Source organism: Streptomyces massasporeus (assembly GCF_014648995.1).
GTDB classification, from domain to species: domain Bacteria; phylum Actinomycetota; class Actinomycetes; order Streptomycetales; family Streptomycetaceae; genus Streptomyces; species Streptomyces massasporeus.
This window is the reverse complement of record NZ_BMSE01000004.1, coordinates 279433-291998: the sequence shown is the minus strand read 5'-3', so window position 1 is coordinate 291998 and position 12566 is coordinate 279433. Positions and strand designations below refer to the sequence as shown.

The window sequence follows — 12566 nt, the reverse complement described above, 5'->3', positions numbered from 1 at the left end:
CGCGAGCGGTCCGCGAGAGCAGCTCCGGCCGGGCACCTGTCGGTGCCCGGCCGGTCTCGACTTCTAGATCTCGCCCCGCAGTTTGGCGAGCGCCTCGGCGAGGATCGCCTCGCCGTCGGCGTCGCTGCGCCGCTCCCGCACATACGCCAGGTGCGTCTTGTAGGGCTCGGTGCGCGGCGGGGCCGGGGGGTTGTCCCGGTCCTGGCCTGCCGGAAAGCCGCAGCGGGGACAGTCCCAGGTATCGGGCACCTGCGCGTCGCTCGCGAAGCTCGGCTGGGTCTCGTGTCCGTTGGAGCACCAGAAGGAGATGCGCAGCCGCGGCGCGGACTCGCCGCGCTCGGCCTCGCCCATCGGCCCCGCCCCGACCCGGCTTCCCCGGATCGCGTTGCCACTTGCCACGGTCGTAACTCCCTGCGTGATGGTGCCGCGAAGCGAGTCGGCGTTCCGCTTCGCTGCGAGCGCCTCAGTCTACGTAAGGCCCAACGCGCGTCCAGTGATTGGAGTTACAACCCTCACACCTAGACGCAAGCCCCATGATAGGCCGCGCTCAGCTGCGCGTACCGGACATGGGGCCTTACGTACGAGTTCCGTGCGGATTGCGGCTCGGTCAGTTGTTCACCTTCATCAGGATGCCGAGCACGACAATGCACGCGAACCAGCCCAGACCGATCACGACGGTGATCCGGTCGAGGTTGCGCTCGGCGACCGAGGAGCCGCCGACGGAGGACTGCATGCCGCCGCCGAACATGTCGGAGAGGCCGCCGCCCTTCCCCTTGTGCATCAGCACCAGCAGCATCAGCAGCAGGCTGAAGACGATCAGGGCGATCGAGAACCCCAAAACCACGGCTGGACCAACTTCCTCGGATTCGGATGGACGACGCGGGGCCCAGCACAGAGCTGGACCCCGCAAGGGTACGACGGATCGCCGCTAGCGCATACTCACTGGTCGCGGAAGCGCACGATCTTGACGAACTCGTCGGCGTCCAGCGAGGCGCCGCCGACCAGGGCGCCGTCGATGTCGGCCTGGGCCATGATCTCCGCGACGTTGCCGGCCTTGACCGAGCCGCCGTACTGGATGCGGACCTTGTCGGCCAGGTCCTGCGAGTACAGCTCGGCGATCTTGCCGCGGATCGCCGCGCAGACCTCCTGGGCGTCCTCGGCGCCGCAGACCTTGCCGGTGCCGATGGCCCAGACGGGCTCGTAGGCGATCACGACGGTCTCGGCCTGCTCGGCGGGGAGGTCCTTCAGACCGCCCTCGACCTGCGCCAGGGTGTGGGAGACGTGGTTGCCCGCTTCGCGGACCTCCAGTTCCTCGCCGACGCACAGGATCGGGGTCAGGCCGTGCTTGTAGGCGGCCTTGACCTTGGCGTTCACCAGCTCGTCGGTCTCGGCGTGGTACTGCCGGCGCTCACTGTGGCCGATGGCGACGTACGTGCACTTCAGCTTGGCCAGCATGGGGCCGGAGATCTCGCCGGTGAAGGCACCGCTGTCGTGCGCCGAGATGTCCTGGGCGCCGTACTTGATCTTGAGCTTGTCGCCGTCGACCAGGGTCTGCACGGAGCGCAGGTCGGTGAAGGGCGGCAGGACGGCGACCTCGACGGCCTCGTAGTCCTTGTCGGCCAGGGCGAAGGCGAGCTTCTGGACGTGCGCGATGGCCTCGAGGTGGTTGAGGTTCATCTTCCAGTTGCCCGCCATCAGCGGCGTGCGCGTGCTCATAAAGGGTCAGTCCTCCAGTGCGGCGAGGCCGGGGAGCGTCTTGCCCTCGAGGTATTCGAGGGAGGCGCCGCCACCGGTCGAGATGTGGCCGAATGCGTTCTCGTCGAAGCCCAGGATGCGGACGGCCGCGGCGGAGTCGCCACCGCCGACCACCGTGAAGGCCTGGGAGTCGAGGAGGGCCTGGGCGACCGCCTTGGTGCCCTCGGCGAAATCGGGGTGCTCGAAGACGCCCATGGGGCCGTTCCAGAAGACGGTGGCGGCGTCGACGATCTTCGATGCGTACAGCTTGCGGGACTCCGGGCCGATGTCCAGGCCCATCTGCCCGGCCGGCATGGCGTCCGCGGCTACGGTGCTGGGCCGGCCCGGGGCCTTGGTCTTGAGGTCCGGGAACTCCGGCGCGACCACGACGTCCACCGGCAGGACCAGCTCGACGCCGTTCTTCTCGGCGCGCTCGATGTACTCCAGGACGACCGGGAGCTGGTCCTCCTGGACCAGGGAGGTGCCGATCTCGTGGCCCTTGGCCTTGAGGAAGGTGAAGACCATGCCGCCGCCGATGAGCAGTCGGTCGGCCTTGCCGAGCAGCTGGTCGATGACGGCGAGCTTGTCGGACACCTTGGCGCCGCCGAGGACGACGGCGTAGGGCCGCTTGACGTCGTCGGTGAGCTTCCTCAGGACGCCGACCTCGGTGGCGATGAGGTAGCCGGCGTAGTGCGGCAGGCGGGCCGGGAGGTCGAAGACCGAGGCGTGCTTGCGGTGCACCGCGCCGAAGCCGTCGCCGACGTAGACGTCCGCGAGGGCGGCGAGCCGGTCGGCGAAGGCGCCGCGCTCGGCGTCGTCCTTGCTCGTCTCACCGGCGTTGAAGCGCAGGTTCTCCACGACCGCGACCTGGCCGTCGGCGAGGCCGGCGACGGTGGTCCGGGCGGAGTCGCCGACCGTGTCGGTCGCGAAGGCCACGTCCGACCCGAGGAGTTCACCGAGGCGCGCGGCGGCCGGGGCGAGGGAGAAGGCCGGGTCCGGGGCGCCCTTCGGACGGCCGAGGTGGGAGGCGACGACGACCCGGGCACCCGCGTCGGCGAGGGCCTTGACCGTGGGCAGCACGGCGCGGATACGGCCGTCGTCGGTGATGCGCGTGCCGTCCAGCGGCACGTTCAGATCGGCGCGGACGAAGACCCGCTTGCCCGCGACCCCTTCGGTGAGGAGTTCGTCGATCGTCTTCATGAGGGGACTCCTGAAAGAGCTCGTGATCGCTCGTAAGCGCTCGTGATCGAACAGCTCTGATCTGTACGTGAGTCAGGGCTCGGACGGCGCGTCCTCGCGCCGCCCGAGCCCTGCTCTCACATGGACGTGCCTACTGGGTTGATCAGAGCTGGTTGCCGACGAAGACCGTAAGGTCCACGAGGCGGTTGGAGTAGCCCCACTCGTTGTCGTACCAGCCGATGACCTTCACGCTCTTGCCTTCCTGGACCATGGTCAGGGAGGAGTCGAAGGTGCAGGACGCCGGGGCGTTCACGATGTCGGAGGAGACGATCGGGTCCTCGGTGTACTCGAGGATGCCCTTGAGCTCGCCCTCCGCGGCCTTCTGGAAGGCGGCGTTGACCTCTTCCTTGGTGACCTCGCGGGACAGCTCGAGAACCAGGTCGGTGACCGAGCCGGTCGGGACCGGGACGCGCATGGCGATGCCGTCCAGCTTGCCCTTGAGCTGCGGCAGGACCAGCGCGGTGGCCTTGGCGGCACCCGTGGTGGTCGGGATGATGTTCTCGGCGGCGGCACGCGCGCGACGCAGGTCCTTGTGCGGGAAGTCCAGGATGCGCTGGTCGTTGGTGTACGCGTGCACCGTCGTCATCAGGCCCTTGACGATGCCGAAGTTCTCGTCGAGGACCTTCGCCATCGGCGCCACACAGTTGGTGGTGCAGGAGGCGTTGGAGATGACGTGGTGCTTCGCCGGGTCGTACTTGTCCTGGTTGACGCCCATCACGATGGTGACGTCCTCGTCCTTGGCCGGAGCCGAGATGAGGACCTTCTTCGCGCCACCGGCGATGTGCTTCTCGGCGTCGGCCTTCTTGGTGAAGATGCCGGTCGACTCGATGACGATGTCGACGCCCAGCTCGCCCCACGGGATGTCGGCGGGGTTGCGCTCGGCCAGGACCTTGATCGTCTTGCCGTCGACGGTGATCGTGTCGGCGGTGTGGGTGACCTCCTGCTTGAGGCGGCCCAGGATCGTGTCGTACTTCAGCAGGTGAGCGGTGGTCGCGGTGTCACCCAGGTCGTTGACAGCCACGATCTCGATGTCTGCACCCTGCTCCAGGAGCGCGCGGAAGTAGTTACGACCGATGCGGCCGAAGCCGTTGATGCCTACGCGGATCGTCACGAACCGATCTCCTCGTTGGTACGCCGGCCATGAAGTGCCGGCGAGCTCTGTTTGGGATGTCCCCGACCGCCTACGACCCTACCTCCCTGGAGCTCCGGTGGTGACATCCAGATGCCCCATACACGGCAGGGCGGTCCGTACCCGCCAGTAGGGGTACGGACCGCCCACCGCCGAGAGCAGGATCACTCGAACTGGCTACCCATGGCGTGTCCCGTTGACCTGGGACGTCACCCGTCGAGGGAAGCGAGCGCCTTCCTCATCAGCGCCGGCCGGGCGGCCGGTGCGGTGACGTGCTCCAGGCCGAAGCCCAGCAGCACGGTGTCGTCCGTGGTGACCGCACCGTATGTCTGGAACAGGGCACCGGTGCGGGCCCAGTCCTTGAGGACGGCCGGGCTGCCCTCGGGCGGTCCGGCGACCTTCCAGGCGCCGAGCGATGTCTCGAAACCCTCGGTCTCCTTGGCCGTGCCGCCGACGACGAGCGAGGCGTCGTCGGCGAGGACGCCGTGCCCGCCGCTGCCCGGGTCGGTGACGTAGCTGATCGAGATCTCGACCGTCTTGCCGGCGTAGGCGCTCAGGTCGAAGCTCACCTGCTGCCAGCCGTTGGAGGCGCCGGTGAGGCTGTTCCACGTGCCGGTGGTGCCGGTCGCGGTGCAGCCGTCGTCCGCCACGGTCAGGTAGTGCTTCAGCCAGGGGTGCTCGTTGACGTAGAACCCGCCCTGGCACTCCGTCGGCACCGCGCTCTTGGTGGCGCCGCCCGCCTCGGGGAGGGTCGTCCAGTCGTCGGCGCCCGTGGTGCGGGCCTCGACGATGGCGTGGTCGTAACCGGACTCGGTGTCCCAGAGCAGCTGGGTGCGCAGGGTCGGCCGCTCGGCCGCGGTGGTGCCGGTGAGGTCCACGGTGCGGGTGAGGCGCTTGTAGGCGTCGTCGGTGTGGACGGCGGCGGCCATCGCGGAGCCCGCGAACGGGCCGTACGGGTTGACCGTGCCGGCGAACTGCCCGGCGCCCTTGCTCGCGAACTGCGGGAAGTCGTCGGTCCCCAGTTCGTCGGAGGTGACGCTGTAGGTGCCTGCCTTGTCCAGCGGGTTGCCGGGGGCCGCGCCCAGTGGGCCGGTGACGCCGCCCAGCTCGCCGGAGCCGGTGAAGCCGGTGGCCCCGGGGGTGGCGGTGCGGGTGTAGGCGCCCAGGTAGTACTGGCTGAAGTCGTTCGACAGTGCGCCGCCGCCGAGATCGATGTTGCCGCCGGCCTGCTCGCCGGCCTCGATCAGCCGGCCGCCCTCGTTGAGGAAGGCCCGCAGCTGGAGCTGGGTGGCGACGCCCGGGACGCTCGCGCCCGTGTGGTGGACGACGGTGTCGAAGTGGCTCAGCACCCCGAGCGCGTCCGGCGCGCCCTGCTGGGCGACGTCCCAGACGATCGCCTTGCGGCCGTTCGCCTTGAGCGCGTCCACGTACGTCTGCGCCTGCGCGGCGGCCGCGCCCTCCTCGGCGACGACGAGGGTGTTCGCCCGGGGCCGCTCGGCGACGGTGTAGGTGAAGCGCTGGCTGGAGAGCTTCTTGCCGTTCTTCGCCTCGCCGGTGAACCACACCTCGACCTTGTCGCCCGGCTCGCCGTCCTTGACCTTCGCCCGGTACTCGTCGAAGTAGAGGTTGTCCTCACCGCCGTAGGTCTCGCCGCCCTTCCAGGGCTTGAGCGCCATGTCCAGGGTGCGGCCGCCGTTGACGCGGTACTTGAGCTCCTTGTCGCGCACCGACTTCCGGACGACGACGGAGACCTCCTGGTCGGCGCCGCGGGAGTACGACGTGCCGAACGCGGCCGGGGTGAAGTCGGCGGCGCTCAGGCCGGCCGACGAGGACGGCCGGTCGGGGTGGGCGGCGGACGCGGCGACGGAGAGCGCGAACGGGACGTTCTTGGCGAACTCCTGCTGGATCAGCTTCTCGTCGTCCGGGAAGGTGAAGACCGACTGGCAGTCGGACGCCTTCCACGCGTCGTTCGGGTCGAGGTCCGAGGCGGTCTGGCAGGTCGACATCTCGGGGGTGAACATCGCCAGGCCGTTGACGTTCGCCGCGTGGCCGTCGGCCTCACCGTTGGTGGTGTACAGCTCGGAGGAGAGCTGCGGGTGGTAGCCGGGGATCGCGGAGTTCTCGGGCGTGCCGGCGAGCGCCTCGTACAGGACGTCGTCGGGAGTGTGCGTGGCCACCTGCCAGCCGACCCCGTAGAGGAGCAGTTCGGCGGCGGAGTGGTAGTTGATGCCGTACGTGAAGCCGATGCGCTTCTGGAAGGCGTCCAGGGCCTGGGTCTCCGGCTCGGAGTTCGGACCTGCGCCGCGGTAGGTCTGGCTGGTGGGGTTGGGGGACGAGCCCTCGTCGTCGTAGCCCCACTTGTAGGCGAAGTTGCGGTTGAGGTCGACGCCGTCGCCGGTGGTGATGGTGCCGTCGCCGTTGACGTCCCGCAGGTTCTTGCGCCACTGGCGGTTGGCGGGGTCGGCGAAGGTGTAGTCGTAGCCGTCGGGGTTGGCCGACAGCAGGAACCACAGTTCGGTGGAGTCGACGATCTTCTTGACGCGCCGGTCCTTCTTGTAGTTGTCCAGGTAGTGGTGCATCAGGCGCCGGGTCATCTCCGGCGTGATCCACTCTCGCGCGTGCTGGTTGGACATGTAGAGGACGGAGGGCTTGGAGCCGTCCTTCGTCTTCTTCGCGCCCTTGGTGAGCTTCAGCGCGAGGATGTCCTGGCCCTTGATCGTCTTGCCGATGGAGACGACCTTGGTGAGATCCGGGTTCTCCTGGGCGGCGCGCAGGAGTTCCTCCCGCAGGCCCCCCTTGCCGCTGTACGGGCGGAACACGCCCTCTGCGGCGTCCTCCACGCGGGCCTCGGCCCGGGTGGAGAGTTCGTGCTCGGTGAGGCCGACGCCCTGCTTCTCCAGCTTCTTCGCCTGCTGGTCCGTCAGGTAGACCTCGACGGTCGCGGTGCCCTTCCCGGGCACCCGCTCGCTCAGTTCGTGGCCGTCCTGGCCGGCCGCCAGCAGCAGGGGTACCTGCTTCTGGGTGACCTCGGCGCGGAAGACCTTGACTTCGTCCGGGTCGGACGGGGTCGAACTCCCCGGTTGTGCCTGGGCAATGGGTGCGAAGCTCGCTCCGCCGATCAGGAGCGCGCCGACAGCGAGGATCGATCTCGCTCTTCGTCTCATGAACCCCCCTAGCGTGGGTCCGCCACAGCAGCGAACAGATGCCAGGCTCATGACAGACCATGATCGAGTCAAGGGTGCCTCTGCGACACGCAAAAGCCGGCGCCGGTCACCCAAGTGGGCTCCGGCTCCGGCTTCTTGACGTCGTGTGGGATCAGCCCACCAGGTTGTCGGCCAGCTCGTCGCTGAGGTTGGCCTCCGTGCCCGGGATGCCGAGGTCGGAGGCGCGCTTGTCGGCCATGGCCAGCAGGCGACGGATCCGGCCGGCGACCGCGTCCTTGGTCAGCGGCGGGTCGGCGAGCGCGCCCAGCTCCTCCAGGGAGGCCTGCTTGTGCTCCATGCGCAGCCGGCCGGCCGCGGCGAGGTGCTCGGGCACGTCGTCAGCGAGGATCTCCAGGGCGCGCTGCACCCGGGCACCGGCGGCGACGGCCGCGCGGGCCGAGCGGCGCAGGTTGGCGTCGTCGAAGTTGGCCAGCCGGTTCGCCGTGGCACGCACCTCGCGGCGCATCCGGCGCTCCTCCCAGGCCAGCACCGACTCGTGGGCGCCGAGGCGCGTCAGCAGCGCGCCGATCGCGTCACCGTCGCGGACGACGACCCGGTCCACGCCGCGCACCTCGCGGGCCTTGGCGGCGATCGACAGCCGGCGGGCGGCGCCGACCAGGGCGAGCGCCGCCTCGGGGCCCGGGCAGGTCACCTCCAGGGAGGAGGAGCGGCCGGGCTCGGTGAGCGAGCCGTGCGCCAGGAACGCGCCACGCCAGGCGGCCTCGGCGTCGCAGGTGGCCCCCGAGACCACCTGCGGGGGCAGGCCGCGGATCGGGCGGCCCCGCCCGTCGACCAGGCCGGTCTGGCGGGCGAGCTGGTCGCCGCCCGCCACCACGCGCACCACGTAGCGCGAGCCTCGCCGCAGCCCGCCCGGAGCCATCACGATCAGCTCGGAGCTGTGGCCGAAGATCTCCAGGATGTCCCGCTTGAGACGGCGGGCCGCCATCGCGGTGTCCAGCTCCGCCTCGATCACGATCCGACCGCTCACCAGGTGAAGGCCGCCGGCGAACCGCAGAATGGCGGAGACCTCCGCCTTTCTGCAGCAGGTCCGGGTGACGGGGAGCCGGGAGATCTCGTCCTTCACCGCTGCCGTCATCGCCATGGGCCGATCCTTCCATGCATCCGAAAAATACGGTCGTACGCGGCGGCCAACAGCTCCGGGTCGTGCCTCGGGGTTCCGTCGGGTCTGGCCACCGGCGCCAGCTCGACCGCGGCCCCGAACCGCTTGGCGGCATCGGTCAGGGAGTCACGGTCGGGCACGGCGGCCTCGTCGGCCAGCACCACGTCCAGGGCGAGTTTAGGGGCGTGTCGTCCCAAAACCTCCAAATGACGCTGCGGGGAGAAGCCCTCGGTTTCTCCGGGCTGCGGCGCGAGGTTCAGGGAGAGTACCCGGCGGGCCTTCGTCTGCGTGAGCGCGTCCAGCAGCTCGGGCACCAGCAGGTGCGGGATGACCGAGGAGAACCAGGAGCCGGGGCCGAGCACCACCCAGTCCGCGTCCAGGACGGCCTCGACCGCCTCGGGCACGGCCGGCGGGTCGTTCGGCACGAGGTGCACGGACTGCACCTCGCCCGGGGTGAGGGCGACGGTCGCCTGGCCGCGGACCGTGTCGACCTCCTCCGGGCGCTCCGGGTCGTGCCCCTTGACCAGGGCCTGCAGCTCCAGCGGCACGGCGGACATGGGCAGCACGCGACCCTGGGCGCCGAGCAGGCGTCCGACCAGGTCGAGGGCCTGCACGTGGTCGCCGAGCTGCTCCCAGAGGGCCACGATCAGCAGGTTGCCGACCGCGTGTTCGTGCAGGTCGCCCTGGGACTGGAAGCGGTGCTGGATGACCCGGGCCCAGGTCTGGCCCCAGTCGTCGTCACCGCACAGGGCGGCCAGCGCCTTGCGCAGGTCGCCGGGCGGCAGCACGCCCAGCTCGTCGCGCAGCCGGCCGCTGGAGCCGCCGTCGTCGGCCACGGTGACGACGGCGGTGAGGTCGCCGGTGATCCGGCGCAGCGCGGCGAGCGAGGCGGACAGGCCCATGCCGCCGCCGAGGGCGACGACCTTGGGCTGGGTGCCCCGGCGGCGCGGCTTGCCGCCCCGGGCCTCGGCGGGCCGGCCGCCCTTGCCGCCGGGGGCGCCCTTCCCGCCATTGCCTTCGGGCACCACCCGGCGCAGCCGGCTCAGCCGCGGTGTACGTCGTGTCATTCGCGTCCCATGTCCCGGTGTACGACCACCGTCTCCACGCCCTCGGCGGCGAGCCGGGCGGCGAGCTTCTCCGACATGGCGACGGAGCGGTGCTTGCCGCCCGTGCAGCCCACGGCGATGGTCACGTAGCGCTTGCCCTCGCGGCGGTAGCCGGTGGCGACGAGCTGGAGGAGCTCCGTGTAGCGGTCCAGGAACTCCTTGGCGCCGGGCTGGTTGAAGACGTACCCGGAGACCTCGTCGTTGAGGCCGGTGTACGGGCGCAGCTCCGGGACCCAGTGCGGGTTCGGCAGGAAGCGGCAGTCGACGACGAGGTCGGCGTCGACCGGCAGGCCGTACTTGTAGCCGAACGACATGACCGTGGCCCGCAGCTCCGGCTCCTCCTCGCCGGCGAACTGGGCGTCCATCTTGGCGCGCAGCTCGTGCACGTTCAGGCTGGAGGTGTCGATCACCAGGTCGGCGTCGCCGCGCAGCTCGCGCAGCAGCTCGCGCTCGGCGGCGATGCCGTCGACGATGCGGCCGTCGCCCTGGAGGGGGTGCGGGCGGCGCACCGACTCGAAGCGGCGGACCAGGGCCTCGTCCGAGGACTCCAGGAAGACGATCCGCCGCGTGACGTTCTTCGACTCCAGGTCGGCGAGGGACTCGCGGAGGTTGTCGAAGAAGCGGCGGCCGCGGACGTCGACGACGACGGCGATCCTCGCCACGTTGCCCTGGGAGCGGGCGCCGAGCTCCACCATGGTGGGGATCAGCGCGGGCGGCAGGTTGTCCACGACGAACCAGCCGAGGTCCTCCAGGCACTTCGCGGCCGTCGAGCGGCCCGCCCCGGACATGCCGGAGATGATCACCAGCTCGGGGATGGCCGCGTCCGGGACCTGGGCCTTGTCGTTGGGCGTGCCCGTACTCACCTGTGCTCCGTCTCCGGCTTGCTCTTGTTGCCCGTGGTGCTCGTTCACATTCATGTCTCCTGCCCCCGTCGTTCGTCCGGGGCGCCCGCTGCCACGGGCTCCCCACTGGAACCCATCGTGCCCGGTTCCTCTTCCATGATCTCTCCAGTCGCCGTGTTGACGGCGGGTGCGGCCGGGGCCGAGCGGGCGAGGGCCACGGCGATCGTCTCGGCCGTCTTGCGGCCTATGCCGGGGACCTCGCAGATCTGGTCGATCGTGGCGGATCGCAGTTTCTTCAACGAACCGAAGTGCTTCAGAAGTGCCTGCTTGCGCGTGTCCCCGAGGCCGGGGACATCGTCCAGGGGGCTGGAGCGGAAGCGCTTGGACCGCTTCGCGCGCTGGTAGGTGATCGCGAACCTGTGGGCCTCGTCACGGACGCGCTGGAGCAGGTACAGGCCCTCGCTGGTGCGGGGCAGGACCACCGGGTCGTCGTCGCCGGGCAGCCAGACCTCCTCGAGGCGCTTGGCGAGGCCGCACACGGCGATGTCGTCGATGCCGAGCTCGTCCAGGGCGCGCTGGGCGGCCGCGACCTGCGGGGCGCCGCCGTCGACGACCACGAGCTGGGGCGGGTAGGCGAACTTCTTGGGGCGGCCGTCGTCCTCGGTGGGGCCGGCCTCGACGATCTCGCCGTTCCTGTCGATCTCAAGGGTCTCGGCGTGGTCAGGGGTCTCGGCGTTCTCGCCGTCGGTCCACTCCCCCGTCTTCTCCTTCTCGGCGAGATAGCGACGGAAGCGGCGGGTGATCACCTCGTGCATGGAGCGGACGTCGTCCTGTCCGGCGAAGCCCTTGATCTGGAAGCGGCGGTACTCGCTCTTGCGGGCGAGCCCGTCCTCGAAGACGACCATGGAGGCCACGACGTCGTCACCCTGGAGGTGGGAGATGTCGTAGCACTCGATCCTGAGCGGGGCGCTGTCCAGGTCGAGGGCGTCGGCGATCTCCTCCAGGGCGCGCGAGCGCGTGGTCAGGTCGGAGGCGCGCTTGGTCTTGTGCAGCACGAGCGCCTGCTGGGCGTTGCGCTCCACGGTCTCCATGAGGGCCTTCTTGTCGCCGCGCTGCGGGATGCGCAGGGAGACGCCGGAGCCGCGCCGCCCGGCGAGCCACTCCTGGACCGGCTCGACGGGGTCGGGCAGGGCCGGGACCAGGACCTCCTTGGGGACGGCGTCGCCCGTCTCCTCCCCGTACAGCTGCTGCAGGGCGTGCTCGACGAGGGCGCCGGTGGTGATCTCCTCCACCTTGTCGGTCACCCAGCCGCGCTGGCCGCGCACGCGTCCGCCGCGTACGTGGAAGATCTGGACGGCGGCCTCCAGCTCGTCCTCGGCGACCGCGATCAGGTCGGCGTCGGTCGCGTCGGCGAGCACGACCGCGTTCTTCTCCATGGCCTTCTTCAGGGCGCCGATGTCGTCGCGCAGCCGGGCCGCGCGCTCGTACTCCATCTCGTCGGCCGCTTCCGCCATCTGCTTCTCCAGCCGGCGGATGTAGGTGTTGGTCCGGCCGGTCATGAAGTCGCAGAACTCGTCGGCCAGTTCGCGGTGCTCCTCGGCGGAGACCCGGTCCACGCAGGGGGCCGAGCACTTGCCGATGTAGCCCAGGAGGCAGGGGCGGCCGGTGCGGGCCGCGTTCTTGAACACGCCGGCCGAGCAGGTGCGTACGGGGAAGACGCGCAGCAGCAGGTCGACGGTGTCGCGGATCGCCCACGCGTGCGCGTACGGCCCGAAGTACCGGACGCCCTTCTTCTTGTGACCGCGCATCACCTGCACACGCGGGTACTCCTCGTTCATCGTCACCGCGAGGTACGGGTAGCTCTTGTCGTCGCGGTACTTGACGTTGAACCGGGGGTCGTACTCCTTGATCCACGAGTACTCCAGCTGGAGCGCCTCGACCTCCGTGGACACCACCGTCCACTCCACGGACGCGGCCGTGGTGACCATGGAGCGGGTGCGCGGGTGCAGGCCCGCCAGGTCCTGGAAGTAGTTCGCCAGGCGCTGGCGCAGGCTTTTCGCCTTTCCGACGTAGATCACCCGGCGGTGCTCGTCACGGAACCTGTAGACCCCCGGCGAGTCGGGGATCTCACCCGGTTTGGGGCGGTAGCTGGAGGGGTCGGCCATGTCTCACACCCTACTGGCGAGCACCGAC

General features: G+C 70.1%; 10 protein-coding genes. All 10 read right to left on the bottom strand.

Annotated elements, in window-relative coordinates:
* Nucleotides 1-63 precede the first annotated feature (63 nt).
* Nucleotides 64-399, bottom strand: coding sequence for an RNA polymerase-binding protein RbpA (locus IE153_RS12880; RefSeq protein WP_010352468.1), 336 nt, complete (start codon nucleotides 397-399; stop codon nucleotides 64-66).
* 208 nt (nucleotides 400-607) lie between these two features.
* Complete coding sequence (secG, locus tag IE153_RS12875; RefSeq protein ID WP_031108484.1) at nucleotides 608-844, bottom strand: preprotein translocase subunit SecG; 237 nt, start codon at nucleotides 842-844, stop codon at nucleotides 608-610.
* A gap of 95 nt (nucleotides 845-939) precedes the next feature.
* Nucleotides 940-1716: a triose-phosphate isomerase gene (gene tpiA / locus IE153_RS12870; protein WP_033310745.1), complete on the bottom strand. Its 777-nt coding sequence runs from the start codon at nucleotides 1714-1716 to the stop codon at nucleotides 940-942.
* A 6-nt stretch (nucleotides 1717-1722) separates the two neighbouring features.
* On the bottom strand, nucleotides 1723-2934 hold the full coding sequence (locus tag IE153_RS12865) for a phosphoglycerate kinase (protein WP_189589842.1): 1212 nt from the start codon (nucleotides 2932-2934) through the stop codon (nucleotides 1723-1725).
* A 142-nt stretch (nucleotides 2935-3076) separates the two neighbouring features.
* Nucleotides 3077-4084, bottom strand: coding sequence for a type I glyceraldehyde-3-phosphate dehydrogenase (gap, locus tag IE153_RS12860; RefSeq protein ID WP_189589841.1), 1008 nt, complete (start codon nucleotides 4082-4084; stop codon nucleotides 3077-3079).
* A 227-nt stretch (nucleotides 4085-4311) separates the two neighbouring features.
* A complete protein-coding gene (locus tag IE153_RS12855) occupies nucleotides 4312-7266 on the bottom strand; it encodes a M14 family metallopeptidase (protein ID WP_189589840.1) in 2955 nt (984 codons plus the stop codon).
* Nucleotides 7267-7417: 151 nt separating this feature from the next.
* Nucleotides 7418-8407: a DNA-binding protein WhiA gene (gene whiA / locus IE153_RS12850; protein ID WP_031143855.1), complete on the bottom strand. Its 990-nt coding sequence runs from the start codon at nucleotides 8405-8407 to the stop codon at nucleotides 7418-7420.
* Nucleotides 8398-9492, bottom strand: a complete 1095-nt coding sequence (locus tag IE153_RS12845; protein ID WP_189589839.1) for a gluconeogenesis factor YvcK family protein — start codon at nucleotides 9490-9492, stop codon at nucleotides 8398-8400. The genes whiA and IE153_RS12845 overlap by 10 nt, the downstream gene beginning before the upstream one ends.
* Complete coding sequence (gene rapZ, locus IE153_RS12840; protein WP_189589838.1) at nucleotides 9489-10448, bottom strand: RNase adapter RapZ; 960 nt, start codon at nucleotides 10446-10448, stop codon at nucleotides 9489-9491. The genes IE153_RS12845 and rapZ overlap by 4 nt, the downstream gene beginning before the upstream one ends.
* A complete protein-coding gene (gene uvrC / locus IE153_RS12835; RefSeq protein WP_189589837.1) occupies nucleotides 10445-12538 on the bottom strand; it encodes an excinuclease ABC subunit UvrC in 2094 nt (697 codons plus the stop codon). The genes rapZ and uvrC overlap by 4 nt, the downstream gene beginning before the upstream one ends.
* Nucleotides 12539-12566 lie beyond the last annotated feature (28 nt).